We start from the raw sequence: 24,928 nt of genomic DNA, 5'->3' as shown, positions 1-24,928 counted from the left end.
GTGCGCCTGCCCGTGCCGGGGTCCTGCGGCCGTGGCCGCGCGCGCCGGCGTCGACGTCGGGTGCTCGCGCGACGGATCAAGCTCTCCGGGCGCTCACTCCTCCTCGCTGGCGAGGGCGTTCAGGGCGGCGGCGGCCATCGCGCTGCCGCCCCGGCGCCCGCGCACCGCGAGGTACTCCAGTCCGTAAGGGTTGGCGATCAGCGCCTCCTTGGACTCGACCGCCCCGACGAACCCGACCGGCACACCGATCACCGCGGCGGGCCGGGGCGCACCCTCCCCGATCATCTCCAGGAGCCGGAAGAGGGCGGTCGGCGCGTTGCCGACGGCGACGACCGACCCCTCCAGCCGGTCGCGCCACAGCTCCAGAGCGGCGGCGCTGCGCGTGGTGCCGAGCCGTTCCGCCAGTTCCGGGACGGACGGTTCGGACAGGGTGCAGAGCACGTCGTTGCCGGCGGGCAGCCGCTTGCGGGTCACGCCGCTGGCCACCATCCGCACGTCGGTGAAGACGGGCGCCCCGGCGCGCAGGGCCTCACGGGCGCGGCCCACCACGCCGGGCGTGTGGGCGAGGTCGCGGACGAGGTCGACCATGCCGCAGGCGTGGATCATCCGGACCGCCACCTGAGCGACGTCGGCGGGGAGGCCCGCGAGGTCCGCCTCCGCACGGATGGTGGCGAAGGACCGGCGGTAGATCGCCGCGCCGTCCTTCTCGTAGTCGTAGCTGGTCACGGTGCTGTTCTCACTGCTCTCGGGGTGGTCGGACGGCTCGGGCGGGAGCGGTCGCACGGCAGCCGACCTGGCTGCCGTGGACATGGCGGCGAGCATACCGACGCCCCCGCACCCGGCCACGGGCGGAGGGCCGGCCCCAGGCGTGACCGTGACGGACCGGCCGGGCCTCAGCCGCCCGCGTCGAGGCCGGGGCCGTCGCCGTGCCGGGACCTGGCCTCGGCGCGCAGGCCGGCGTCGTCCAGCACGTCGAGAGCCGTGCAGGCCAGCGCCTCGACCACGGCGGTCAGGACCCGGCGGGCGCGCGGGGAGGCCGCGGCGGCGGCGAATTCGGGGGTGTGGTCGCTGCCGTCGGAGTCCATGATCGCGACGAAGGGATGGACGGCGGGCACCCGTCCGCTGACGTTGCCGATGTCCGAGGACCCCAGGTACACGCCGGGCTCGGGCGGCGTGAGGGTGATCCCGGCCCGGGACAGATGGCCGGCGAACCGCTCGGACAGCGGCTCGCAGTCCCGGAAGTGCTCGTAGCGCACGCTCGCCCGCTCAACCTCGACGGACGTTCCGGTCGCCAGCGCGACCCCCTGCGCCGAGGTGCGCAGCCGTGCCGCCAGCTCGTCCAGGGCCGCAGTGGTCGCCGCGCGCAGCCCGAAGCGCCCCTCGGCCCGGTCGGGCACGATGTTCGTCGCGGTCCCGCCGTGGGTGACGATCCCCTGGACGTGGGAGGCCTCCGGCAGCCGCCGGCCGAGCGCCGACAGCACGTTGAACAGTTCGATCAGCGCGGCGAGAGCGTCGACGCCCTCGGTCGGATTGCCGGTGGGGTGCGCGGCCCGGCCGTGGAAGGCGACCCGGTACTGTTCCTGCGCGGTCAGCGGCGCCCGCGCCCAGTCGTGGACGCCGGGATGGAACATCAGGGCGGCGTCGACGTCGTCGAAGACCCCGGCGCGCACCTGGAGGGCCTTGCCGCCGCCGCCCTCCTCGGCCGGGGTGCCCACCGCCAGGACGCGGCCGGCGGCGCCGTCCCGGACGGCGTCCACGACCAGTGCGGCGCCCAGGCCCGCCGCCGCGATCAGGTTGTGCCCGCAGGCGTGCCCGAGTCCGGGCAGGGCGTCGTACTCCAGCAGCAGCGCCACGGCGGGCCGGCCGTGCCCCGAGGACGCGGTGAACGCGGTCGGGAGGTCCGCCACGTTCCTGCGCACCTCGAACCCGGCCCGCTCCAGCTCGCCGGTGAGCAGGGCGGCGGCGCGATGCTCGGCGAAGGCGGTCTCGGGGTCCGCGTGCAGGGCGCGGGCGACGGCCCACAGGCCGTCCGCGCGCCGGGCGACCTCGTCATGCACACGGCTGTACGGCGGGCTGGTCAACGGAGCCTCCTGCTGGTGGACGGCGGCACGTTCCTGCCGGACCCGGGTTCCACCGCACGGGCCCCCGAACCAGAGCCGATCGTCAGGCCGGGGGGTCCGGCGGGGCCGCTGGGCCTTGAGCCGACCGCCCGAACCCCCTGGGCTGCCGGAACCCGCGTCAGTCCTGGGTGAGCAGGTCGGCCAGGCGGTGCGCCTGGGCCAGCAGCGTTCCGTAGGTGACCAGCGCGTCCGGGTCGTCGGGCACGGCTCCCGGCAGCCCTCTGCGCAGGTCGTTCAGCGTGCGCTGAAGCTCGGCGACGGCCTCGCGCAGTTCCTCCGCCGCGTCGTCGTCGTGGCCGTCCGGAAGGTCCGGGTCGGCCAGCGTCCGTCCGTAGAGCCGGACGGCACGTGCGGTGTGCCGCAGGAACTCGGCGTACGCGCGAGTGAGCTCCGGGGCCGGCCGGGCCGCCCTCTCGCTCTCCGTGATCTCCCGCACGGTCCGGGTCACGCCCGCCGTGTGCAGGGCCACGTAGTCGAGCACGCCCAGGGCGTCGGAGTAGGTCTCGTCGGCCGGGAGGCGCGGCCGGGTGCGGCGCCCGCGCGGGTTGACGCGCATGCTCTCCCGGCTCCAGCCGATCGCCGACCGTGCCTGGTCGACCAGCCGGCCCAGACGCAGGGCGCGCTCGTGCCACTCCCCGACGGGCAGACCGTCCCATTCGCCGCCCGCCAGGCCGTCGGCCACGGCGTCGAGGATCTCCTGTGCCTCGCCGGCCGCGTCCTCCAGCGCGGCGCGGGCGTCACGCAGGTACACCGGAGGGCGGATGAGCACGTTGACGGCCACGCCGACCACCGCGCCGAAGACCGCCTCCGCGATGCGCGCGGCCGAGGCGGCCACCGTCACGGGGCCGCTGGTCAGCACGAACAGCGCGCCGGTGGCGGCGTAGACGCCCTGGCTCCCCAGGCGCTGCCACTGTCCCAGGAGCAGCACGGCCGGAAGCACCAGGGCCATCGTGATCATCGTGCTGTGCAGCAGCAGCGCGACCGCCGTCGCGGTCGCCGTCCCCACCGCGATCGCGGCGAGCTGCTGGAGTCCGTGCGCGACCGACCGGTACACCGTCGACTCCACGAGGACGACCGCCACCCACGGCGCCACGAACGCCATCGGCGCGGCCAGCCACCAGCCGACGACCGCCCAGGCCAGCCACGCGGCCAGCGCCGCCTTGCTCGCCTGCACCACCAGGTCCCGCTCGCGGCCCGGTCCTTCCCAGGCCCGGCGTGCCGTCGGCACGACCGCGCCGGCGGCGCGCCGGACCGGCCAGGCCGCCTTTCGTATCCACTCCATGAGAAGCAAGTGCCACGCGAGACGCGCTACGCACCTGCCGGCCCCGACTTCGTTCCGCCCGGCGGGCGCCGGACGCACCGGCGCACCCGGCGGGCCCGGCCGTGTGGTGAGCGCGCCGCCCCGGGTACTCGGCAGGCGCACGGCGGTGAGCGCACCGCCCCGGCACCGGACCGGCCGACCACTGACCCGGCCCACCGACCGACCGACCCGAACGGAGCACACGCCATGACGACTCCCGACCCGGACCCGACGCGGACCCCGTCGATCGACCCGGGCGGCGGCGTGCCCCCCGGCGAGACCCCGCCCGCCGAGGGCGGAACGTACGGCATCTCCCATCCGGAGCCGCCCGAACAGCGCAGGGGATGGGCCGCGATGCCGCTCGCGCTGATCGCGGTCGTGGTGGTGCTGGTGGCCGCCGGCCTGATCGCGATGGCGGTGGCGTTGATCGTGTGACCCACGGACCAGCCCTCCGGGACCAGCCCTCCGGGACCAGCCCTCCGGACCGGGTTTCGGGGGACGTCCGGGGTGCACTCGGACCGGGTCCGCGTCGGAGCGACGAGGAACGCCGCCGTCGCCGGGGCCCGCCGTCCCGGCGACCAGTGAGGAGCAACGATGGACCACTCGCGGGCGCCCGTTCTGGAGGCGTTGCAGGAGTTCCGGCGTCGGGGGGACATCGCCTACGGTCCGCCCGGCCACAAGCAGGGCCGGGGCGTCGACCCGCGGGTCGCGGAGATCGTCGGGGCGGACGTGTTCCGCTCGGACGTCCTCTCCCTCAACGGCCTGGACGATCGCCGCCAGTCGCAGGGCGTGCTGAGCCAGGCCCAGGAACTCATGGCGGACGCGGTCGGCGCGGAACAGGCGTTCTTCTCCACCTGCGGCAGCTCCCTGTCGGTCAAGGCGGCGATGCTGGCGGTGGCCGGCCCCGGCGAGAAGCTGCTGCTGTCCCGCAACGCGCACAAGACGGTCATGGCGGCCGTCATCGTCAACGGCGTGGAGCCGGTCTGGGTCCGCCCGAAGTTCGACGTCGAACGGCACATCGCCCACCCGCCGGAGCCCGACGACGTACGCTGCCGGCTGCGCGAGCACCCGGACGCCAAGGGCATGCTGCTGATCACGCCCACCGACTGGGGCACCTGCGCCGACATCCGGGGCGTCGCCCGGGTGTGCCACGACTACGACGTCCCGCTCATCGTCGACGAGGCGTGGGGAGCGGTCTTCCCCTTCCACCCGGAGCTGCCGCCCTGGGGCAGGCATGGACGCGGAGGCCGACCTGGTGGTCACGAGCGTCCACAAGATGGGCGGCGCCGTGGAGCAGAGCTCCGTCTTCCACCTGCAGTACGACCGGGTGTCGCCGGAGGTCCTCAAACAGCGGGAGGACCTGCTCGGGACCACCAGCGCGTCGTCCCTCGTGTACGCGACGCTCGACGGCTGGCGCCGGCAGATGGCCGAACAGGGGCACGAGCTCGTGGCCGGCGCGCTGCGCCGCGCGGAACGCGTCCGCGCGGCGGCGGCCGAGCTGCCGGGGCTGCGGCCGATGGGCCAGGAGGTCGTCGACGAGCGGCTCGCCGCCTCCTACGACCCCATGAAGATCGTGATCGACGTGCGCGGGCTCGGCATCAGCGGGATGCAGGCCACCGAGTGGCTGCGGACCCACCGGCACGTCGATCTCGGCGGTTCCGACACCTGCCGGGTGAGCGCCTCGATCACCTGCGCCGACGACGACGAGACCGAGAAGGTGCTGGTGGACGGCCTGCGCGCCCTCGTCGAGGCGGCCGGCTCGATCGAGCGGCGGCCGCCGGTCCACCTGCCCGCGCCCGCCACGCTGGAGCTGGAGCAGGCGATGCTGCCGCGCGACGCGTTCTTCGCCGAGGCCGACCATGTGCCGGCGGACCGCGCGGCCGGCCGGATCGCCGCGGAGATGATCAGCCCGTATCCGCCGGGAGTGCCCGTGATCGCCCCCGGCGAGGTGATCACCGACGAGGTCCTCGACTATCTGCGCAGCGGCGTGGAACACGGCGTCCTGATCCCGGACGCGGCCGATCCGTCGATGCGCTCACTGCGGGTGGTACGCCGCTAGGCGGTGTCCGGCGGGGTTCTGGTGCGGCGCGTCACGCGTCGACGGCGCGGCGCCGATCGGGCGCCGCGCCCCGCTCAGCGGCAGGGCGGCACGGTGGGCGGGCCGTGCCGCCGCTCGTCCGGGGGCGGGTCGCTTTCCGGGCGAGTGCACTCCCGCGGGGTCGTTTGCCCGGGATTCTGAGGGGGACCCGGCTGCCCATGAGCGCTACCTCTCCTCGCCTGCGGACAGGACAGAACCGGGCCCTGCGGATGCTGGACCGCGTCGAACGGGATTCCCGGGCGGACGCCGTGATAGACGCCGTCGCCGCGCGCGTGCGCGACCTGCCGCTGGGGCGCGGCCGGGACGTCCTGCACGGCACCTGGCTCGGTCACCCGGTGCACCCCCTGATGGTGCAGGTGCCGGTCGGCAGCTGGCTGTCCGCGGCCGTGCTGGACCTGTTGCCCGGCCGTTCCCGCGGCGCGGACGCGCTGGTGGGCCTCGGGCTGGCGGCGGCCGCGCCCGCCGCCCTGACCGGCGCGGCCGACTGGGCGGAACTGCATCACGAACAGCAACGCGTGGGACTGGTCCATGCCGTCGCCAACACGACGGCCGTCGCACTGTACGCGGCCTCCCTCGCCTGCCGGCTGCGGGGACGCACCGCGGCCGGCCGGACCCTGGGGTTCCTGGGGCTGACGGCGGTGGGCGTCGGCGGCATGCTGGGCGGTCATCTGGCCTACCGCCAGGCGGCAGGCGCCAACCACGCGGAGGAGGTCGCGCACCTCGTCGGCGAGGGCTGGCACCGCGTCGGCGGGGCGGCCGACTTCCCCGTCGGGCGGGCCGTGCGCCGCATGGTGGACGACGTGCCGATCGTGGTCGTGCACCAGCCGGACGGGGAGATCCGTGCGCTGGCCGACCGGTGCAGCCATCTGGCCGGGCCCCTGTCCGAGGGCGCCGTCGCGGACGGGTGCGTCGAATGCCCCTGGCACGGCAGCGTGTTCCGCCTCTCCGACGGCTTGAACGTCCGCGGGCCGGCCACCGCGCCCCAGCCCGCCTTCGACACCCGGATGGTGGACGGGCACCTGGAGGTCCGCCTGCGCCGGCACGACCAAGAGGACGACGGGAGCCCGCAGGACGTCCACACGGACGGCGAGGAGAAGCGGACGGAAGGGGAGGCGGCTGATGGGAACGGCGACTGACCACGGTCTCGCCCGGAGTCTGCACGGATTCCTGCGGCGGACGAAGCGGGACTACTCGGCGGGGCAGGAACGGCCGCTGGAGGGCTACCTCGCGGCCGTGGCCGGGTTCGGCGTGTACACCTCGGCGTGGGCGACGGCGGTGCGGCTGCTGGGACGGCCGGTGCCGGAGCGGCCCGCGCCGTGGGACGTGGCGCTGACCTCGGTGGCGGCCTTCCGGCTCAGCCGGCTGCTGAGCAAGGCGTCGGTGACCAGTCCGCTGCGGGCTCCCTTCACCCGCTACGTCGGCCCGCAGGGTCCGGCCGAACTGCACGAGGAGGCGCGCTCCGGCACCGGCAAGGACGCCGTCGGCGAGCTGCTGACCTGCCCGTTCTGCCTGAGCGTGTGGATGGTCTCGACCCTGACCGCCGGCCAGCTCCTGTGGCCGCGCGCCACGCGCACCGCCATGGGCGCGCTCGCGGCCCTGGCCGGGGCGGACGCCCTGCAGTTGTCGTACGCGGCGCTGGTGGCCAGGGTCGAGGGCGGCGCCGAGGAGGGCACGGGCACGCAGGACGAGTGATCCGGCCGGCGTTCAGTGGTGGGCGTGGGCGACCGCGTGGCCCTTGCCGCGGCCGATCATCCACTTGTTGACGGGAGTGGTGACCAGCAGCGCCACCGCGAAGCCGCCGAGCAGCGTCGACCAGAACAGCCCGTCGGCCAGGTGGGCGTCCATGGCGCCCGGCACCAGGGCGATGATCCCGTTGTCGACCAGTTCCATCACGGCGATCGAGACGGTGTCGGCGGCCAGCGCCACCCGGACGGCGGACCTCAGGTCCAGGCCCGCCCGGCGCACCGCGAACAGGGTGAACGAGTAGCCGAACAGGAACGACAGCGCGATCGCCAGCACCATCGTGGACACGTTGCTCCACATGAGCGCGGTCCCGATCACCATGCCGGCGATCTCGCCGACGGCGCACCCGGTGAGGCAGTGCAGGGTCGCCTTCACCGCCGTCGCCCACGACGCTCCGCCGTGCGGCCCTCCCTCGTGCGGGCCGCCACCGTGGCGGTGACTCCGGGCGCCGTCGGCGGCTGCCTGCTCGACGTGCTCGACGTGGCCCGCGTGCTCGGGCGCGGCGCCGGTGTCATGGGCGCTGTCCTTCATGGCCTGCCCCTTCCCTCGGGGTGCTCGTTGCTCCCCGCTGCTTCGAACGTGTTCCCTCGACTGCGGCCCGGCATCCGGGCCACTGCTGTCAACCGTATACCCCTGGGGGGTATTCCGGCCTTCTGGGTGTCGTCGGGAAACTCTCACGGGGAAGGCTCAGGGAGGCAGCGTCACGCTGCGGCGCGCACGCCGTCGGAGTGCGGTCCCCTCGGCGGCCACCGGCTCGCGGCGCCCAGGCACAGGCCCAGCCAGCCGAGGGCGAACAGCCAGCCGCCGAGGACGTCGGTGAACCAGTGCACCCCGAGGTAGACCCGGCTCAGCCCGACCAGCACCGCCCAGCACCCCGCGACCGCGGCGAGGAGGGTCCGTCCGCGGGGGGCGCGGACGCAGACGGCGATGATCAGCAGCCCCGCCGTGAGCGCCGACGTGACGGTGTGGCCGGACGGGAACGCCCACCCGGAGGCGTGCGTCGCCCAGTCCTGCTGGGGCGGCCGTGGCCGGGCGACGAGCGTCATCACCAGGTGGCGCAGTGCCTGGCCCGCTCCCAGGCAGGCAAGGCAGAGGGCGACGGCCGCCGCGCGCTGCCCGGGGGTGCGGCCCGCGACGGCTCCGGCCGACGCGGCGAGCGCGTACGGGACGACACCCGTTCCGGTGGCCGTCACTGCGCGCGCGAACGCCACCGCCACGTCCGGCCGGTGGGCGACGGACCACGACACAAGGCCCGCGTCCGCGAACAGTGGCATGCCGTCGTGGCCCACCACGACCAGGGTGAGGACGCCGAACGCCGTCCACGCGCCGAGGGCGCAGCCGACGGCCCGTGCGGTGCGGCCACCGCGCGTCACGGAGTCGCCGCGAGCAGCGGACGCAGCCGGGTGGCGGCCAGTCGCGCCGCCCACGCCTCCGCCCGCCCGCGCCGCAGCGACGACATGGCGAGCAGGGCGGCCGCCGCGCCCGTCACGAGCCCCGCCAGCACGTCGTGGGGATAGTGCGTGCCGACCCAGACCCGGGAGGCCGCCATCGCGCAGGCGGCCACCGCGGCGCACGCGCCGAGCCGGCGCGATACGAAGAACAGGGCGACGGCCGCGGCGGCGGCGATGGCCGCGTGGTTGCTGGGGAAGGACCAGTCGCCGGGGGCGGGGCACGCCTCCAGCGTGGCCGCCCGCAGGCTCCGGCAGGGGCGGTCCTCGCGCACCAGCAGTTTCAGGGCGGCGTTCATCCCGTACGCGGCGACCACGGCGACCGGCGCGGCGAGCGCCGTGACCGCCGCGGCGGCGCCCGCGCGCCGGGCCCGCCACCAGCCGACGGCCATCAGCACCGCGAACAGCGCGAGCCCGTACGCGGACCACGCGGACACCGTGTCGTCGAGCCATGCGGGTGCGTGCCGGGCGAGGCCGACCACGTCGAGGTAGGCGGGGCCGTCGAGCGACGAGCCGTCGAAGGCGACGACCGTCCGCGTGCCGCCCGCGCTCTGCATGAACGGCGCCGAGACCGGGCCGGGCACGCCGGAGGCGGACAACGGTGACCGGACGTGCGGCAGGTTGACGGCGAGCTGCGACGATAGGTGCGTGGCTGTGGTCATCGTCGGGAGCCTCTTCATCCTTCTCGCGGACCAGGGGACTGTCGCAGTGCCGGACGGGCGGGACGGCGGCGGCGTGCCGAGGGCACGACGGTCGCACGACGACGTCCGGCCACCGACTACAACCGTGTAGACGGTCTACCGCACTGTAGACGACGGCGGAATGAGGAACGCTCCCATGACCGGTGCCGATGCCGATGCCCGTACGCATGCCGATGCCGATGCCGATGCCGGTGCGAGGGACGAGCGGCGGCCGGCCGGCGAGCTGGAGGCCGCCGTCATGGCGGCGCTGTGGGCGGCCGGGGCCCCGCTCACCCCCGGGCGGGTGCAGACCGAACTCGGTTCCGGCCTCGCGCGGACCACCGTGGCGACGATACTGACCCGCCTGCACGAGAAGGGCGTCGTCAGCCGCGAGCGGCAGGGCCGCGGCTACGTCTACCTCCCGGTGCAGGACGCCGCCGGTCTGACCGCCCGGCGCATGCACGGGGAACTCGACCGCGGCACGGACCGGCAGGCGGTCCTGGCCCGCTTCGTCGCCCAGCTCGGCCCCGCCGACGAGGCGTATCTGCGCCGCCTCCTCCGAGGTGACGACCGGTGACCGCCCCGCTGGTCGTCCTGTGCCGCTGCCGTCCTCGCACCGCCCTGGTCCGCCGCACCTCCCGCCGGCCGGCCCGGCCGCCGCGCACCGCGCCGCGGGCACCCACCGCATCGGACAGCATCTAGGACGGAAACGGTCCTAGATCGCCGCTAGGTTGACGTCATGACGAAGACGACGTCCGTGGCGGCCCCCGTGCTCGGCGTGCGGGCCCTCAACCGCGCCACCCTCGACCGGCAGTCGCTGCTGCGCCGCTCGGCCCTGTCGGCCGCAGACGCCGTGCACCGTCTGGTCGGTCTTCAGGCGCAGAACGTGAAGCCTCCCTACTACGCCCTCGCCGCGCGCCTCGACGGCTTCGTCCCGCAGGAGCTGTCGACCCTTATGGCCGACCGCGAGGTCGTCCGCATCGTCAGCATGCGCTCCACCATCCACACCCACACCGCGGACGACTGCCTGAGCCTGCGCCCGTTCGTGCAGCCCGCCCGCGACCGCGAGCTGATCCACTTCCGCAAGGGTCTCGCCGGGGTCGACCTCGACCGGCTCGCCGCCCTCGCCCGCGACCTCGTGGAAAGCGAACCGCGCACCATGGCGCAACTGCGCGAGGCCCTGCACGCCGTGTGGCCCGAGGCCGACCCGGCCTCCCTCGCCGTCGCCGCCCGGTGCCGGCTGCCCCTGGTGCAGGTCACCCCGCGCGGACTGTGGGGCCGCAGCGGACAGGTCGCGCTGACCACCGCCGAGCACTGGCTCGGCCGTCCCGCCGAACCCGCGCCCGCCGCGGACGACGTCGTCCTGCGCTATCTGGCCGCGTTCGGCCCGGCCTCCGTCAAGGACATGCAGACCTGGGCCGGGCTGACCCGGCTGCGTGAGGCCTTCGAGCGGCTGCGGCCCCGGCTGCTCGTCTTCCGCGACGAGCAGGGCGTCGAGCTGTTCGACCTGCCCGACGCCCCCCGCCCCGACCCCGAGACCCCGGCCCCGCCCCGCTTCCTCCCCGAGTTCGACAACCTGCTGCTCTCCCACGCCGACCGCACGCGGGTGATCCCGCCCGGGCAGTGGGGCCGCAGCTGGCAGGGCAACCAGGCCCACCGCACCCTCCTCGTCGACGGATTCCTGGCCGGGGTGTGGAAACCGGGGCCGGACGCCCTGGTCGTCGAGCCCTTCATCGACCTCACCCGGGCGCAGCGCGCCGACGTCCTCGCGGAGGGCGAGCGGACGCTGGCCGTGCTGCATCCGGGGGAGTCGCTCGACATCCGGTTCGGCCGGGTGCGGGCCGCCGGCGACTGACCGGCCGGGCGGCACGGCGAAACCCCCGCCGGCGGGCCGGCGGGGGAGTGGAGAGGAGGCGCTGCGGGCCGCTCGTGGAGGCTCGCAGCGCCCCCTGATCGTTCCCCGAGCGGTCCCCGGGTGCGAGGGACCGTCAGGAGTTCTTCGGGGCCGGGCGCGCGCCGGCTACGGGGTGACCTGCTCGGTCACCAGGTCGGAGAAGGCGGTCAGCCGGGTGTAGACACCCGGGTGACCGGCCTCCGCGCAGCCCTCGCCCCAAGAAGTGATCCCTGCCAGGGCGCCCCCGATGAGCAGGGGACCGCCGCTGTCGCCCTGGCAGGTGTCTGTGCCGCCGGAGGTGAATCCGGCGCAAACCATGTCGGTCGGGACGAAGTCCGAACCGTAGGAATTCGTGCAGTCGGCGTCGGACACGACCGGGACGGTCGCGGTCCGCAGCTGGTTGGACGAGGCGCCGTTCTCCGACGTGGTGCCCCAGCCCAGGACGCGGGCGCTCGTGCCGGCCGCGTACACCCCGGTCTGCGACGAGGACACGTACGGCGCCGCGGTGTAGGGCATCGACGTCGCCAGGGTCAGCACGGCCACGTCGTCGCCCCTGGTGGCGTCCGTGTAGTCCGGGTGGATCCAGATGCCGCTCACCCGGGCGACCGTGCCGTCGGTGCCGTCCAGGTAGGTGCGCCCCCCGACGACGCGCACGCTGCTCGTGGTCTCGCCGGCCATGCAGTGGGCGGCGGTGACCACCTTGGTCGGCGAGACGAGCGTCCCGCCGCAGAACTGGTTCTGCGAGGCGTCGGTGATCTGCATCATGAACGGATAGGCGGTGGTCGTGGTGGTGGTGCCGCCGACGATCGGCTGTGGCGCCGCGACAGCGGTGGGGGCGCTGAGCAGTGCCGGGACCGCAGCGGCGGCGGTCGCCGCGACCACTGCTGCGGTCCTCTTCACGCGGTTGAGCCCGAGCATGGAACTCCTCGATGGAGACGGCCGGTGGGGGGTCGCGCGGGTGTGGGGGGTGGCACGGGGGCCGCGGGACCGACCCCCGTGTGCCCGGGCGAGCGGCACGTCCCCTACGCTAGGGCTCGGTCACGGGTGCCCCCAATGAGGGAACCCCCTAAGGGAGTTGGGGCAGGGAAAACCCTCGGTCGGCCGAGCGGGCGCGAGGCCGCGGCCGCAGCCGTCGCCCCGGGACCGCTCGGTGCGTCCGCCGCGCGCGGCGCACCGGCCAGGAGAAACCCACTAGGGGTAGGTAGCCGCTGCGGGAGCGTTGTCCCGCCGATTCCTCACTTCGCGTGACGTCCTGCCGCCAGACGGACGATGTCCACCCGCGAGCGGATCCCCAGCTTGCGGTAGACCCGCGTCAGCGTCGCCTCGACCGTCTTGACGCTGATGAACAGGCGCGCGGCGATCTCCCGGTTGGTCGCGCCCTCCATGACGAGCGCGGCCACCTGACGCTCCATCGCGGCCAGCCCCTCCAGCACGTCGGACGGCTGTTGCGGCCGGCCGACGGCGGCCGGCCGCTGCGCCTGCGCGGCCGCGCCTTCCGCGGCGGCCCGCTCCACCTGACGCAGCCAGGGCAGCGCCCGGCACCGCCGGAACAGCCGCGCCGCCTCGTCGTACGACGTCGGCCCCGGCCCCGCCCCCGGCCGCAGTGTGCGCAGCCGGGCCAGCGCGAACGCCGCCCGCGCCTCCTCCAGGCCGTATCCCAGCTTGGCGAGCCGGTCCTGAACGGACGTCAGCCGGGACAGCGCCGCCTCGTGGTCGCCGAGCGCGGCCCGCACCATCGCCTCCGAGCGGTCCAGCACGGCCAGCACGCTCTCCCGGTCCAGCCGCAGCGCGTGCTCGCGCGTGACGTCGATGACGTCCTGGGCCTCGCCGGGCTCGCCCACCCGCACCAGCGCCTCCGCGAGGTCGCCCTGCCAGCGGCCGCGCGCCGGGTCCGTGATGCGCAGCCCGGCCTCCAGCTCCCGCACCCGGCGCAGCGAGCCGACCGCGCCCGCGGCGTCCCCGGCCACCAGCTGGGCGTGGCCCAGGGCGGCGAGGGCGCGCGAGAGGTACATCTGGTCGCCGTCCTCCTCGGCGCGCTCCGCGGCCTCCCGGGCCAGCGCCAGCGCCCGGTCGACGTCGCCGCCCGAGGCCTCGGCGAGGGAGGCCAGCATCGCGGAGGCCCCCAGGCCGATGCCGGAGTCGCGGGCCAGCCGCAGGCTCTCGCGGGCCAGGTCGAGGGCGCGCCCGCAGTGCCCGGAGCGCAGTTCCGTCTCGGCGAGGAAGCGCTGGAAGTGCACCTCGCTCTCGACCATGCCGCGCCGGCGCACCTCGCGCAGCAGGGCGGTGATGGTCGAACGGGCCTCGGCCAGCTGGTCGCTCATCATCAGCCAGCGGAACCTGGCCGCGCCGACGCCGTTGTGGTGGCAGGCCACGTACGGGTCCTGCGGCTCCTTCATCGCCTGCTTGATGGTCGCGGGCGCGTTGGGGTGGCCCATCAGGGTCTCGGTGGACGACTGGAACGACAGGGCCATCAGCTCGGTGCGCCGGTCGCCGCCGCGGGCGGCCAGCTCCGCCGCGTGCGCGGCCTCCTGCCGCGCCTCGGAGAAGTCGCCCTCGACGATCAGCTTGCGCCAGGCGAGGTGGTAGCGGACCAGCGCGAGCAGCCGGGGATCGTCCCCGGCGTCGGCCAGGGCCTGCGGGAAGACGGCGTCGACGTCGCCGAGCGCCTGCCCGGCGGCCTCGATGACCACCTCCCAGGCACGGATCCGGTCGGCGGCCACGGTGGCCCGCGTCAGCACCTCGCGCGCGATGTCGCGGGCGAGGTCCACCTCGCCGGCCGTGATCGCGTCCTCGGCGGCCTGCAACCGGTGCCGGTCCGCGGCGGGCGTGCCGTCCTGCGGGGTGTGCCGGGCGGCGAGCAGCCCGAGCGAGGCGGCGACCGAGGGAGCGCCGCGGTCCCGGGAGAGCGCGGCGGCCTCGGCGAGCCGGGCGGCCACCTCGGGGTCGGTGCCGGTGGTGGCGAGGGCGAGGTTGCGGGCCCGCTCGATGGGGTCGGACGCGGCGGTGGACAGCGCGGCGTGCGCGGCCCGCCGCTCCTGGGCGGGGGCCTCCGCGTACAGCGCCGCCGAGATCAGCGGATGCGTGAAGCGCACGGCGGGCCCCTCGGGCTCGGTCGTCAGCAGTCCCAGCTCGGCGGCGCGGGCGGTCTCCGCCTCGGCGTTCTCCCGGCCGGCCGCGTGCAGCAGGGCCAGCGTGGGTCGGGCGCCGGCGCTGGCGACCAGCAGGGTGCGCCGGGCCTCCGCGGAGAGCATGTCGAGGCGGCTGAGGACCAGGTCGCGCAGCGAGGTCGGCACGGGCAGCGGCTCGCCCGGCCGGGGAGGCGTCGGGTTCTCGCCGAGGGCGCGGCCCAGTTCCAGCGCGAACAGGGGGTTGCCGCCGCTGGTGCGGTGGATCTCCCGCATCGTCGAGCGGGGCAGGTCGGTGTAGCCGCGGTGGTCGAGCAGCGCGGAGACCTGGGCGCTCGAGAGCGGGTTGAGGCGCACGGCGAGGGTGTCGGGCGGGGAGGCGCGCAGATGGCGGTCGTACTCCTGGCCCTCGGTCCGGACCGCGCAGAGCAGCTGGACGGGGGTGTCGCCGAGGCGGCGCGCGGCGAAGCCGAGCAGCTCGGCGCTGGCCGAGTCCAGCCACTGCAGGTCGTCGGCGACGAGCAGGACCGGGCGCGTCGCGGCCAGGGCGCGCAGCGCCGACAGGACGGCGAGCCGCAGCGCGAGGCCGTCGCGCTGAAGGGTCGACTCGCCCCGGCCGGTCAGCGCGGACTCCAGGGCGGTGCGCTGGGCGGCGGGCAGCTTGTCCGAGACCTCGTCGAGGACCAGCCCGAAGAGATCGGCCAGGGCCAGGAACGGCAGGTGCGATTCCGACTCGGTGGCCGAGCAGCGCAGCACGGTGCGCGCCGCGTCGCCGTAATCCGCGGCCAATGCCCGCAGCACGGTCGACTTTCCTATTCCGGCCGGGCCGTGCAGCAGCACACTGCCGCCGCGGGTCAGCTGCTCGCGGGCGGCCGCGTACAGCTCGTCCCTGCCGATGACCAGGTCGGGGCGGCATCGGGCAGGCTCCTTGAAGTCCCGTCGCACGGTCACCGCTCCCCTCCGAGTGTCGTGTCCGGGCCAAATTCTAGGCAACGACTCTTTGAAATTCGGAGGCGCGGCGTGGTGAGGGATATAACAACCTGGCGTACAGGGAAATTCATCGTGACGGTGAGTGAATAATCGCTTGTCGTGAGGGGGCTCCCTGGCTTGATGTGATCGCTCCTCGCCGGCGCCCCGCGAGGCGCCCGCCGCGGTCGCGCCGCACCGCCCCCCGAGGGGCGCGGCGCCCTCGCGCTACGGCAGCAGACCCCCCCTGCGGGCCGCGACCACCGCCTCTCCCCGGGTGCGCGCGCCCAGCCTGCGCATCGCCGACCTGAGATAGCCCTTCACCGTCTCCGCGCGCAGCCCCAGCCGCTCGGCGGCCGCGGCGTTCGTCGCCCCCGCCGCCACGCACGCCAGCACGTCCAGCTCACGCGGGGCCAGCACCACCGCCGGGCGCTCCGGCTCACCCGAAGTGCCCGGCGCGAGCAGCCCGCAGGCGTCGAGCAGCTCCGCGCGCAGCACCGGGTCGGCGATCCGCGGGGCCAGGGCGCGCAACGCCGCATGCGCCTCGCGCACCTGCTCCCAGCCGGCCGCCGCACCCCCGCCCCGGCCCGGCCCGGCGGCCGCCGCGCGCTCCTCGGCCGCCGCCAGCAGATCGCGCGCCTCGTCCTGGACGACCAGCGCCTGCTCCACGTCCCGCGCGGCCTGCACCGCCGCGGTCAGCGTGCGCTCGCCCAGCGGCTGCGCCGTGCGCAGCGCGCCGTACAGCACCCCGCGCACCCGGCGGCGCACCACCACCGGGATCGCCAGCACCGAGCGCAGCCCCTCCTCGGCGACGGCCGCGTCGTACTCATGGCTGATCTGCCGCGACAGCGAGTAGTCGGTCACCGCGCAGGGCCGGGCCAGCGCCACCGCCTTGCCGCCCAGACCGTTTCCCGAGGTCACCGCCAGCCCGCGCAGCGCGAGCCCGGCCTCCCCGCTGAACTCGCTGATCCGCATCCGCTGCCGCCCCGGCTCCACCAGCCCGCCGAAGGCGACCGGCAGCCCGGTCGCGCGCCGCAGCCGCATCAGGGCCCCGCCGATCTGAGCCGTTCCGGCTGCGTCCGCCGCCACCTTGCCGCCCTTTCCGCGCGCCGTCGCGCCGCACACCCCCGTTCGGGGGTAGTGAGACCTGCATCACGGATTACACGATGGCAGAGAGCCGCCCGCAATGGTCCGGCGCCACGGGAGTGTGCCGCAGGGACGCGCCGCTGTCGAGCGCGTTCCCACGGCCCCGGGCAAGACAGCAAGAGAGCGAGGAGGACCGATGACGACGGCGACGGAGCGCTTCCGCGCAGCCCGCGACTTCCTGCTGGAGCACCGCGAGGACTACACGACCGCCTACGAGCGTTTCGCGTGGCCCCGGCCGGAGCGCTTCAACTGGGCCCTGGACTGGTTCGACGCCATCGCCGAGGGCAACGGGCGCACCGCCCTGCACATCGTCGAGGAGGACGGCCGCGAGACGCGGCTCAGCTTCGCCGAGCTGTCGCAGCGCTCGGACCGGGTTGCCAACTGGCTGCGCGCCCGCGGTGTCGCCGCCGAGGACCGCGTCCTCGTCATGCTGGGCAACCAGGCCGAGCTGTGGGAGACCGCGCTGGCCGCCATGAAGCTGCGCGCGGTCGTCATCCCCGCCACCCCGCTGCTGGGCCCCGCCGACCTCGCGGACCGCGTCGAACGCGGCCGGGTCCGGCACGTCCTGGTCCGCGCCGAGGACGCCGGCAAGTTCGACGACGTCCCCGGCGACTACACCCGCATCGCGGTCGGCGGCGCCCCCGAGGGCTGGCACCGCTACGAGGACGCCTACGGCGCCCCGGCCGGCTTCACGCCCGACGGCCCCACCCTCGCCGACGACCCGCTGATGCTGTACTTCACGTCCGGCACGACCGCCCGCCCCAAGCTGGTGGAGCACACCCACACCTCGTACCCGGTCGGGCACCTGGCCACGATGTACTGGATCGGGCTCAAGCCCCACGACGTGCACCTCAACATCTCCTCGCCCGGCTGGGCCAAGCACGCCTGGTCCAACCTCTTCGCCCCCTGGAACGCCGAGGCGACCGTCTTCATCCACAACTACACCCGCTTCGACCCGGCCCGGCTCATGGCGGAGATGGACCGCGCGGGCGTGACGACGTTCTGCGCCCCGCCGACCGTCTGGCGCATGCTCATCCAGGCCGACCTCACCCAGCTGCGCACCCCGCCCCGCGAGGCCGTCGCCGCGGGCGAGCCCCTCAACCCCGAGGTCATCGAACAGGTGCGGCGCGCGTGGGGCGTCACCGTCCGGGACGGCTTCGGCCAGACCGAGACGGCCGTGCAGATCGCCAACAGCCCCGGCCAGGAACTGAAGTCCGGCTCCATGGGCCGGCCGAGCCCGGGCTACCGGGTGGAACTCCTCGACCCGGTCTCCGGCGCGCCGGGCGCCCGGGAGGGCGAGATCGCACTCGACCTGTCCGCCCGCCCGGTGGGCCTGATGACCGGCTACCACGGCGACCCCGACCGCACGGCGGAGGCGATGGCCGGCGGCTACTACCGCACCGGCGACATCGGCAGCCGCGACGACGACGGGTACCTCACCTACGTCGGCCGGGCCGACGACGTCTTCAAGGCCTCCGACTACAAGATCAGCCCCTTCGAGCTGGAGAGCGCGCTGCTGGAGCACGAGGCGGTCGCCGAGGCGGCCGTCGTCCCGGCCCCCGACGAACTGCGCCTGGCCGTGCCCAAGGCGTACATCGTCCTCGCCGAGGGCTGGGAGCCCGGCCCGGACACCGCGAAGGCGCTGTTCGAGCACTCCCGCCAGGTCCTCGCCCCCTACAAGCGCCTGCGACGGCTGGAGTTCGCCCCGCTGCCCAAGACGGTCAGCGGCAAGATCCGCCGCATCGAGCTGCGCGAGGCCACGGCGGCGGGCTCGGCCGACGAGTACCGCGAGGAGGACTTCCGATGAGCGGCTCCCCCTCCGCGCCGGACAGCCCGGCCGCGGGCGCTCCCGGCCCGGCGTACGCGCACGGGACGAGCACCACGAGCCTGCTCGGGGACACCATCGGCGAGAACCTGGACCGGGCGGTGGCCGCCTGGCCGGACCGCGAGGCCCTCGTCGACGTGCCCTCCGGCCGACGCTGGACGTACGCCGCCTTCGCCGCGGACGTCGACCGGCTGGCGTGCGCGCTGCTCGCGAGCGGCGTCGCCAAGGGCGACCGCGTCGGCATCTGGGCGGTCAACTGCCCCGAGTGGGTGCTGGTCCAGTACGCAACCGCCCGCATCGGCGCGATCATGGTGAACATCAACCCCGCCTACCGCACCCACGAGGTCGAGTACGTCCTCGACCAGGCCGGGATCTCGGTGCTGTTCGCCTCGCTCAGCCACCGCACGAGCGACTACCGCGCCATGGTCGAGCAGGTGCGCGGCAGATGCCCCGACCTGCGTGAGACCGTCTACATCGGCGATCCGGGCTGGGACGCCCTGCTGCGCCGCGCCACGCCCGGTGGCCACGAGGAACTCCAGGCCCGCGCGGCCGAGTTGTCCTGCGACGACCCGATCAACATCCAGTACACGTCGGGAACGACGGGCTTCCCCAAGGGCGCCACCCTCTCCCACCACAACATCCTCAACAACGGCTACTTCGTGGGGGAGTCGATCGCCTACAGCGAGCGGGACCGGATCTGCGTCCCGGTGCCCTTCTACCACTGCTTCGGCATGGTGATGGGAAACCTCGCGGCGACCTCGCACGGCGCCTGCGTCGTCGTCCCGGCCCCCTCCTTCGACCCGAAGGCCACGCTGGAGGCCGTCCAGCAGGAACGCTGCACCTCGCTGTACGGCGTGCCGACCATGTTCATCGCCGAGCTGAACCTGCCCGACTTCGCGGCCTACGACCTCTCCTCGCTGCGCACCGGCATCATGGCGGGCTCGCCCTGCCCGGCGGAGGTGATGAAGCGCGTGGTCGCGGAGATGAACATGGCGCAGGTGTCGATCTGTTACGGCATGACCGAGACCTCGCCCGTCTCCACCCAGACGCGCCGGGACGACGACCTCGAGCACCGCACCGGCACCGTCGGCAGCGTACTGCCGCACATCGAGGTCAAGGTGGTGGACCCGGTGGACGGCGTGACCCGGCCCCGCGGCCTCCCCGGCGAACTGTGCACCCGCGGCTACAGCGTGATGCTCGGCTACTGGAACGAGCCGGAGAAGACAGCCGAGGTGATCGACGCGGGGCGCTGGATGCACACCGGGGACCTGGCGGTGATGCGGGAGGACGGCTACGTGGAGATCGTCGGCCGCATCAAGGACATGATCATCAGGGGCGGGGAGAACATCTACCCGCGGGAGATCGAGGAGTTCCTCTACGGCCACCCGAAGATCAGGGACGTCCAGGTCGTCGGGGTCCCGCACGAGAAGTACGGCGAGGAGGTCCTCGCCTGCGTCATCCCGGGCGATCCCGCGGACCCGCTCACGCTGGAGGAACTGCACGCGTACTGCCGGGACCGCCTGGCGCACTACAAGATCCCCAGCCGGCTCCAGATCCTGGACGCCTTCCCCATGACCGTGTCGGGGAAGGTGCGCAAGATCGAACTGCGCGAGAAGTACGCGCTCTAGGCATCTCGCGGCGGTGTGTCCCGCCCCCGGCCGCGGCCGCCCCGCCCGCCGTGGGCGTCCGCACCGCCGTCGGCGTCCCCGCTCTCGTGGGCGTCCGCGGCGGCGAGGGCGCCGGCCGTGGCGTTGACCGGCTGCGGGGCGCCGGTGAGGTCCAGCACGAACAGCGGCACACGGAGCCGGTCGGCGCTCTCCCGGGCGTCGTCGGTGTATCCGGCGAGGGAGAAGTACACGCACTCGGCGGACTCCGTCATCGCCGTCAGCCACAGGCACTCCACGTCCCGCGGCGAGGCCGGGTGCACGCTCGGGTCGACCTGGGCGACGAGCCCGCGGGCGGCGAGGCCGATGCCGGAGGTGGGCCGCTGGTCGGCCCGCCGGATGTCCCCGTGCCCCAGCCAGTTCAGATACAGCGCCGCGGCCGTCACGACGTCCCGCGCGGTACGGATGGCGACGGGCCGGAATGCGCGCCGGCGCGGCGCAGGCACGGACACCCGGCCGTCGCCGGCCTCCGTCGGCCGCCCCGGCCCCGCCGTCTGCCCCGGCCCTGAACCTTCCTTCGGCCCTGGATCACCCATGTCCCGCGCCCCCGCGACGGGCTCGCGCTCCCCGCAGGGCGCGGACTCCGACTCGGGCTCCGTGGCGGTCTCGGTCACGGTCTCGGTGTCGGACCCGGACTCGGCCGCGTGGTCGGTCACCGGGACGCGCAGCAGCACTCCGCAGGCGCAGCCCAGTTCGGGCCGTGGCCACTGGTCGCGGCGCCCGCAGGCGTGGCAGGCCAGGACGACCCACTCGTCGTCCCAGGCCCGGTGGGCGACGGCCGTCGGCGCCGTGTGCGGGTCGGGCACCGGCGTGACGGGGGAGCCGCACGCGCACGGGTAGGACGGCACGGTGTAGAGGCGCTCGCGCCGACAGGCCGGGCAGCGCACCGGCACGCTCTCGGACATGGCCCCCATCGTCCTCCTCCGGTCCGCTCCTGTCCGTCTCTTGACGACCTTTGCGCACCCACTTACATTGCTTCCAGATAGTAGAAAACTTTTTCCGCGATACGGAAATGCGGAAAGGGCGGACAGAGGAAGGGCTCACCGCGGGGCGCGACGGGAGAGCGAATCCGACAGCTGAAGCAGCTGAAGCAGTCGAAGCAGGAGTACTCCATGGCTCGTATGACCGCTGCCCGTGCGGCAGTCGAGATCCTCAAGCGCGAAGGCGTCACCAGCGCGTTCGGCGTCCCCGGCGCGGCGATCAACCCGTTCTACGCGGCGCTCGCGGCCTCCGGCGGCATCGGCCACACCCTCGCCCGCCATGTCGAGGGCGCCTCGCACATGGCCGAGGGCTACACCCGCACCCACCCCGGCAACATCGGCGTGTGCATCGGCACCTCCGGCCCGGCCGGCACCGACATGATCACCGGGCTGTACTCCGCCATCGGCGACTCGATCCCGATCCTGTGCATCACGGGCCAGGCGCCGACCGCCGTGATCCACAAGGAGGACTTCCAGGCCGTCGACATCGCCTCCATCGCCCGGCCGGTGACCAAGATGGCGGTCACCGTCCTGGAGGCGGGGCAGGTCCCCGGGGTGTTCCAGCAGGCCTTCCATCTGATGCGCTCGGGCCGGCCCGGACCGGTGCTGATCGACCTCCCGGTCGACGTCCAGCAGACGGAGATCGAGTTCGACCCGGACGCCTACGAGCCGCTGCCCGTCCACCGGCCGGCCGCGACCCGCGCGCAGATCGACAAGGCGCTGCGCATGCTGAACGCGGCGGAGCGGCCGCTGATCGTCGCGGGCGGCGGCGTCATCTCCGCGGACGCCTCCGAACTCCTGCGGGAATTCGCCGAGTTGACGGGCGTTCCGGTCATCCCGACGCTGATGGGCTGGGGCGCCCTCCCCGACGACCACGAGCTGAACGCCGGCATGGTGGGCTTGCAGACCTCGCACCGCTACGGCAACGCGACGTTCCTGGAGTCGGACTTCGTCCTCGGCATCGGCAACCGCTGGGCCAACCGCCACACCGGGCGCATCGACGTCTACACGGCCGGCCGCACCTTCGTGCACGTCGACGTCGAGCCCACCCAGATCGGCAGGATCTTCGCCCCCGACTACGGGATCGCCTCGGACGCCAAGGCCGCTCTGCGCCTCTTCGCCGAGGCGGCGCGGGAGTCGAAGGCGGCCGGCGCGCTGCCCGACCGGTCCGCCTGGGCGGCCGCGGCCCGGGAGAAGAAGGCCACCCTGCTGCGCCGGACGCACTTCGACGACATCCCGATCAAACCGCAGCGGGTCTACGAGGAGATGAACAAGGCCTTCGGCCCCGAGACGCGCTACGTCACCACCATCGGCCTCTCGCAGATCGCCGGCGCCCAGATGCTGCACGTCTACCGGCCGCGGCACTGGATCAACTGCGGCCAGGCCGGGCCGCTCGGCTGGACGATCCCGGCGGCGCTCGGCGTCGCCAAGGCCGACCCCGAGGCACAGGTCGTCGCCCTCTCGGGGGACTACGACTTCCAGTTCATGATCGAGGAGCTGGCGGTCGGGGCGCAGCACAAGATCCCGTACGTCCACGTCCTCGTCAACAACTCCTATCTGGGCCTGATCCGACAGGCGCAGCGGGCGTTCGACATGGACTTCCAGGTCAAGCTGGAGTTCGAGAACGTCAACTCGCCGGAGCTGGGCGTGTACGGCGTCGACCACGTCAAGGTCGTCGAGGGCCTCGGCTGCAAGGCGATCCGGGTGACGGACCCCGCTGAGCTGGGCGCGGCCTTCGAGGAGGCGAAGAAGCTCGCCGCCGAGTTCCGGGTGCCCGTGGTCGTCGAGGCCGTCCTGGAGCGGGTCACCAACATCTCGATGAGCGGCACCAACGACATCGGTGCCGTCGTGGAGTTCGAGGAACTCGCCACCGAGCCGGGTCACGCGCCCACGTCGGTCCGGGCGCTGAAGGTCTGAGCGGGAGCGACGGCGGCGGCGCGGACGCCGACACGGAAGGGGCGGCCCGCGCGGGCCGCCCCTTCCGTGTCGGTGCGGGGAGGGACGGCACGTCCCCCGTCCCGTCGTCCTCCCCGTCACGCGGGGCCTGCCGCCCCCGTGCCGGCGGGTCCCGCGTGAACACAATGTGCCCTACTCCGGGGGCGGTTGGAGCCCCCGGAACAGCGTTCAGAGGTTGATTTGAGGTTGGGCCGCCCTTCCGGCGTCCCCGTGGCGTCCCTGCCGGCGGTCACCGGGCGCCCGCCCCCTGTCTATCGCCCGTCCGGAGGCCTGCCGTGCTCCTCGGACAGTCCGGGCCAGTCGTCGGGGCCGCCGCCCTGCCATTCGATGAGGTCGTCCTCCTCCACCTCGATCCGGTCCAGGTCGGCCAGGCGCAGGATCTCCACGACGTCGTCGAGATGCGAGGCGAGGCCGAGCACCGCGTCGCCGGAGGTGACCCGGCGGGAGCCGTCCAGGGCCGGGGGGTGCACCACGATGTGCGGAGGTCGCGTGGGATCGCCCATGCCCCCAGCGTCCTGCGGACGGGCGCGATCCGCACGTCGGACGCCTTGTGCGCCGGCGGGGCGGCCGCCGGACGGGCGGGTGTGCCGGGTGCGGGCGTGCGGGCGCCCCCGTCGGCGGGGGCCGGCGGGGGCGCGTCGTGACGGGCCGTGTGGCCGTCCGACGGCGCGAGGCTGGGCGCGACAGGACGTTCGCGCCGCCGGACGGGGCTCGGTGGGGCGGGGACCGCGGCGGGTGCGACGGAACCGGGACGCCTTCCCTCAGGTCGAGAAGGGCGCTCGCTTCCTTCACCACCGCACTGGCTCGCACGCCGCCGCGGTCCTCACCGGACCCGCACCCGCCGGGACGGTCACCCCTCATCCGGGCCGTCCCCGCGGTGCGGGCCGTTCGTGCGGCCGGCCCTCGCGTGAGCGCGTGGACCGGCTCCTCGTCCACCGGGAGCCGCGGGAGTGCGGCCGGTGGGGTTCAGTCGGTGCGGGGTTCCGGGCGGCGGTCGTCGCTGGGCGCGACAGGACATGTGTCGACGACGACGCCGCCCGGAAGCTTTCTGTGGCCGGGCTCAGACGCGCGCGCCCGAGAGCCGCTCCACGGCCCGCAGCAGCGCCGAGTGGTCCAGGCCGCCGTCGCCCTGCGCGCGCAGGCTCGCGACCAGCTGGGCGACGAGCGCGCCGACGGGCAGGGCCGCGCCGACGTTGCGGGCGGCGTCCGTGACGATCCCCATGTCCTTGTGGTGCAGGTCGATCCGGAAGCCCGGCCCGAAGTCGCGGGCGAGGAAGTTGTCCTTCTTGCGCGTCAGGACGGTGGAGCCGGCGAGGCCGCCGTTCAGGACGTCCAGCGCCGCCTTCAGGTCCACGCCCGACTTCTCCAGGAAGACCACGGCCTCGGCGCACGCCTGGATGTTGACGGCGACGATCAGCTGGTTGGCGGCCTTCACGGTCTGCCCGGAGCCGTGCGGACCGCACAGCACGACGGTCCTGCCCAGCGCGTCGAAGATCGGCTCGGCCCGGTCGAAGTCCGCCTGGTCGCCGCCGACCATGATGGACAGCACGGCCTCGATCGCGCCGGCCTCGCCGCCGGACACCGGGGCGTCCAGCACCCGGATGTCCTTGTCCGCGGCGGCCCTCGCCAGGTCGACCGAGGTCTGCGGGGTGATCGAGGACATGTCGATCAGGAGCGTGCCCGGCCTCGCGTTCTCGAGGACGCCGTCCGGCCCGTAGGCGATCGCCTCGACCTGCGGGGAGGCCGGGACCATGGTGATCACGACGTCGGCGTCGCGCACGGCGTCCGCGATCGAGGCGGCCGCGGTGCCGCCGGCGGCGGTGAGCCGGTCCAGCTTGTCCTGCTCCAGGGTGAAGCCGGTGACGTCGTAGCCCGCCTTGACGAGGTTCTCGGACATGGGGGAGCCCATGATGCCGAGGCCTATCCAGGCGACCTTGGGAAGACTGCTCATGACGAAACGCCTCTCGGTGCGGGGGTGTGTGC

The 24,928-nt window shown here is 74.4% G+C and carries 20 protein-coding genes and 1 pseudogene; 9 read left to right on the top strand and 12 right to left on the bottom strand.

What is annotated here, in order from left to right:
- Positions 1–93: 93 nt before the first annotated feature.
- The 3 genes from ACGFSH_RS21065 to ACGFSH_RS21055 all read right to left on the bottom strand — a co-directional run bounded on the left by ACGFSH_RS21065 (position 94) and on the right by ACGFSH_RS21055 (position 3,402).
- Positions 94–726, bottom strand: coding sequence for a precorrin-8X methylmutase (locus ACGFSH_RS21065; protein ID WP_393350897.1), 633 nt, complete (start codon positions 724–726; stop codon positions 94–96).
- 167 nt (positions 727–893) lie between these two features.
- The gene (locus ACGFSH_RS21060; protein ID WP_393350731.1) at positions 894–2,081 is read right to left on the bottom strand and encodes an amidohydrolase; all 1,188 of its coding nucleotides are present in this window, start codon (positions 2,079–2,081) and stop codon (positions 894–896) included.
- A 157-nt stretch (positions 2,082–2,238) separates the two neighbouring features.
- Positions 2,239–3,402 carry an aromatic acid exporter family protein gene (locus tag ACGFSH_RS21055; protein WP_393350729.1) on the bottom strand — a complete coding sequence of 388 codons (1,164 nt, stop codon included), beginning with the start codon at positions 3,400–3,402 and terminating at the stop codon, positions 2,239–2,241.
- Between the two features lie 225 nt (positions 3,403–3,627).
- Between ACGFSH_RS21055 and ACGFSH_RS21050 the strand changes: the two genes are divergently transcribed.
- The 4 genes and pseudogenes from ACGFSH_RS21050 to ACGFSH_RS21035 all read left to right on the top strand — a co-directional run bounded on the left by ACGFSH_RS21050 (position 3,628) and on the right by ACGFSH_RS21035 (position 7,210).
- Positions 3,628–3,855 carry a DUF6480 family protein gene (locus ACGFSH_RS21050; RefSeq protein WP_329414934.1) on the top strand — a complete coding sequence of 76 codons (228 nt, stop codon included), beginning with the start codon at positions 3,628–3,630 and terminating at the stop codon, positions 3,853–3,855.
- Positions 3,856–4,014: 159 nt separating this feature from the next.
- Positions 4,015–5,479 (top strand): annotated as a pseudogene (locus tag ACGFSH_RS21045) (aminotransferase class I/II-fold pyridoxal phosphate-dependent enzyme).
- Between the two features lie 197 nt (positions 5,480–5,676).
- Positions 5,677–6,654 carry a Rieske 2Fe-2S domain-containing protein gene (locus tag ACGFSH_RS21040; protein ID WP_393350727.1) on the top strand — a complete coding sequence of 326 codons (978 nt, stop codon included), beginning with the start codon at positions 5,677–5,679 and terminating at the stop codon, positions 6,652–6,654.
- Positions 6,638–7,210, top strand: a complete 573-nt coding sequence (locus ACGFSH_RS21035; RefSeq protein WP_393350725.1) for a DUF1360 domain-containing protein — start codon at positions 6,638–6,640, stop codon at positions 7,208–7,210. Before ACGFSH_RS21040 ends, ACGFSH_RS21035 begins: the two co-directional genes overlap by 17 nt.
- 12 nt (positions 7,211–7,222) lie before the next feature.
- Here ACGFSH_RS21035 and ACGFSH_RS21030 read toward each other — a convergent pair whose 3' ends face one another.
- From ACGFSH_RS21030 to ACGFSH_RS21020, 3 genes are all read right to left on the bottom strand, one after another.
- Positions 7,223–7,792, bottom strand: coding sequence for a DUF4396 domain-containing protein (locus ACGFSH_RS21030; protein ID WP_393350723.1), 570 nt, complete (start codon positions 7,790–7,792; stop codon positions 7,223–7,225).
- 170 nt (positions 7,793–7,962) lie between these two features.
- A complete protein-coding gene (locus ACGFSH_RS21025) occupies positions 7,963–8,634 on the bottom strand; it encodes a phosphatase PAP2 family protein (RefSeq protein WP_393350721.1) in 672 nt (223 codons plus the stop codon).
- Positions 8,631–9,266, bottom strand: a complete 636-nt coding sequence (locus ACGFSH_RS21020; protein WP_393350895.1) for a phosphatase PAP2 family protein — start codon at positions 9,264–9,266, stop codon at positions 8,631–8,633. Before ACGFSH_RS21020 ends, ACGFSH_RS21025 begins: the two co-directional genes overlap by 4 nt.
- A 280-nt stretch (positions 9,267–9,546) precedes the next feature.
- On the opposite strand from ACGFSH_RS21020, the gene ACGFSH_RS21015 reads away from it, so the two are divergent.
- Entirely contained in the window at positions 9,547–9,966 is a 420-nt protein-coding gene (locus ACGFSH_RS21015; protein ID WP_393350719.1) for a BlaI/MecI/CopY family transcriptional regulator, read from the top strand.
- 162 nt (positions 9,967–10,128) lie between these two features.
- A complete protein-coding gene (locus tag ACGFSH_RS21010; RefSeq protein ID WP_393350717.1) occupies positions 10,129–11,244 on the top strand; it encodes a winged helix DNA-binding domain-containing protein in 1,116 nt (371 codons plus the stop codon).
- A gap of 165 nt (positions 11,245–11,409) precedes the next feature.
- Here the strand turns inward: ACGFSH_RS21010 and ACGFSH_RS21005 are convergent, their stop codons facing one another.
- The 3 genes from ACGFSH_RS21005 to ACGFSH_RS20995 form a co-directional block, all read right to left on the bottom strand.
- Positions 11,410–12,201: a S1 family peptidase gene (locus tag ACGFSH_RS21005; RefSeq protein ID WP_393350715.1), complete on the bottom strand. Its 792-nt coding sequence runs from the start codon at positions 12,199–12,201 to the stop codon at positions 11,410–11,412.
- Between the two features lie 317 nt (positions 12,202–12,518).
- Positions 12,519–15,359 carry an AAA family ATPase gene (locus tag ACGFSH_RS21000; protein ID WP_393350713.1) on the bottom strand — a complete coding sequence of 947 codons (2,841 nt, stop codon included), beginning with the start codon at positions 15,357–15,359 and terminating at the stop codon, positions 12,519–12,521.
- 243 nt (positions 15,360–15,602) lie between these two features.
- Positions 15,603–16,463: a response regulator transcription factor gene (locus ACGFSH_RS20995; RefSeq protein WP_393350711.1), complete on the bottom strand. Its 861-nt coding sequence runs from the start codon at positions 16,461–16,463 to the stop codon at positions 15,603–15,605.
- Positions 16,464–16,656: 193 nt separating this feature from the next.
- Here ACGFSH_RS20995 and ACGFSH_RS20990 point away from each other — a divergent pair, with 193 nt between their 5' ends.
- Both ACGFSH_RS20990 and ACGFSH_RS20985 read left to right on the top strand, forming a co-directional pair.
- Positions 16,657–18,327 (top strand): AMP-binding protein, encoded by a 1,671-nt coding sequence (locus ACGFSH_RS20990; protein WP_393350708.1) that lies wholly within the window; start codon positions 16,657–16,659, stop codon positions 18,325–18,327.
- Positions 18,324–19,973, top strand: a complete 1,650-nt coding sequence (locus ACGFSH_RS20985) for an AMP-binding protein (RefSeq protein ID WP_393350705.1) — start codon at positions 18,324–18,326, stop codon at positions 19,971–19,973. The genes ACGFSH_RS20990 and ACGFSH_RS20985 overlap by 4 nt, the downstream gene beginning before the upstream one ends.
- On the opposite strand, the gene ACGFSH_RS20980 is transcribed toward ACGFSH_RS20985, so the two are convergent.
- Positions 19,970–20,914 carry a hypothetical protein gene (locus ACGFSH_RS20980; protein ID WP_393350703.1) on the bottom strand — a complete coding sequence of 315 codons (945 nt, stop codon included), beginning with the start codon at positions 20,912–20,914 and terminating at the stop codon, positions 19,970–19,972. The two genes, ACGFSH_RS20985 and ACGFSH_RS20980, sit on opposite strands and share 4 nt — an antisense overlap.
- A 207-nt stretch (positions 20,915–21,121) precedes the next feature.
- Here ACGFSH_RS20980 and gcl point away from each other — a divergent pair, with 207 nt between their 5' ends.
- Positions 21,122–22,906, top strand: coding sequence for a glyoxylate carboligase (gcl, locus tag ACGFSH_RS20975; protein ID WP_393350700.1), 1,785 nt, complete (start codon positions 21,122–21,124; stop codon positions 22,904–22,906).
- Between the two features lie 290 nt (positions 22,907–23,196).
- On the opposite strand, the gene ACGFSH_RS20970 is transcribed toward gcl, so the two are convergent.
- Both ACGFSH_RS20970 and ACGFSH_RS20965 read right to left on the bottom strand, forming a co-directional pair.
- A complete protein-coding gene (locus ACGFSH_RS20970; protein WP_393350698.1) occupies positions 23,197–23,448 on the bottom strand; it encodes a hypothetical protein in 252 nt (83 codons plus the stop codon).
- Positions 23,449–24,005: 557 nt separating this feature from the next.
- Positions 24,006–24,896: a 2-hydroxy-3-oxopropionate reductase gene (locus ACGFSH_RS20965; RefSeq protein WP_393350695.1), complete on the bottom strand. Its 891-nt coding sequence runs from the start codon at positions 24,894–24,896 to the stop codon at positions 24,006–24,008.
- Positions 24,897–24,928 lie beyond the last annotated feature (32 nt).

The organism is Streptomyces sp. NPDC048481, from assembly GCF_043200075.1.
GTDB lineage: Bacteria > Actinomycetota > Actinomycetes > Streptomycetales > Streptomycetaceae > Streptomyces.
Note: the sequence above shows the minus strand (reverse complement) of the source record. Positions and strands in the feature narration are given on the sequence as shown.

What these genes read in the sequence shown, in the direction of transcription:
- ACGFSH_RS21015 (WP_393350719.1), top strand. Translation starts at nt 9,547, where the DNA reads ATGACCGGTGCCGATGCCGATGCCCGTACGCATGCCGATGCCGATGCC.
- ACGFSH_RS20985 (WP_393350705.1), top strand. Translation starts at nt 18,324, where the DNA reads ATGAGCGGCTCCCCCTCCGCGCCGGACAGCCCGGCCGCGGGCGCTCCC.
- ACGFSH_RS21030 (WP_393350723.1), bottom strand. Translation starts at nt 7,792, where the DNA reads ATGAAGGACAGCGCCCATGACACCGGCGCCGCGCCCGAGCACGCGGGC.
- ACGFSH_RS20965 (WP_393350695.1), bottom strand. Translation starts at nt 24,896, where the DNA reads ATGAGCAGTCTTCCCAAGGTCGCCTGGATAGGCCTCGGCATCATGGGC.
- ACGFSH_RS21020 (WP_393350895.1), bottom strand. Translation starts at nt 9,266, where the DNA reads ATGCAGAGCGCGGGCGGCACGCGGACGGTCGTCGCCTTCGACGGCTCG.
- ACGFSH_RS21055 (WP_393350729.1), bottom strand. Translation starts at nt 3,402, where the DNA reads ATGGAGTGGATACGAAAGGCGGCCTGGCCGGTCCGGCGCGCCGCCGGC.
- ACGFSH_RS20990 (WP_393350708.1), top strand. Translation starts at nt 16,657, where the DNA reads ATGACGACGGCGACGGAGCGCTTCCGCGCAGCCCGCGACTTCCTGCTG.
- ACGFSH_RS21035 (WP_393350725.1), top strand. Translation starts at nt 6,638, where the DNA reads ATGGGAACGGCGACTGACCACGGTCTCGCCCGGAGTCTGCACGGATTC.
- ACGFSH_RS20980 (WP_393350703.1), bottom strand. Translation starts at nt 20,914, where the DNA reads ATGTCCGAGAGCGTGCCGGTGCGCTGCCCGGCCTGTCGGCGCGAGCGC.
- ACGFSH_RS21040 (WP_393350727.1), top strand. Translation starts at nt 5,677, where the DNA reads ATGAGCGCTACCTCTCCTCGCCTGCGGACAGGACAGAACCGGGCCCTG.
- gcl (WP_393350700.1), top strand. Translation starts at nt 21,122, where the DNA reads ATGGCTCGTATGACCGCTGCCCGTGCGGCAGTCGAGATCCTCAAGCGC.
- ACGFSH_RS21050 (WP_329414934.1), top strand. Translation starts at nt 3,628, where the DNA reads ATGACGACTCCCGACCCGGACCCGACGCGGACCCCGTCGATCGACCCG.
- ACGFSH_RS21005 (WP_393350715.1), bottom strand. Translation starts at nt 12,201, where the DNA reads ATGCTCGGGCTCAACCGCGTGAAGAGGACCGCAGCAGTGGTCGCGGCG.
- ACGFSH_RS20970 (WP_393350698.1), bottom strand. Translation starts at nt 23,448, where the DNA reads ATGGGCGATCCCACGCGACCTCCGCACATCGTGGTGCACCCCCCGGCC.
- ACGFSH_RS21010 (WP_393350717.1), top strand. Translation starts at nt 10,129, where the DNA reads ATGACGAAGACGACGTCCGTGGCGGCCCCCGTGCTCGGCGTGCGGGCC.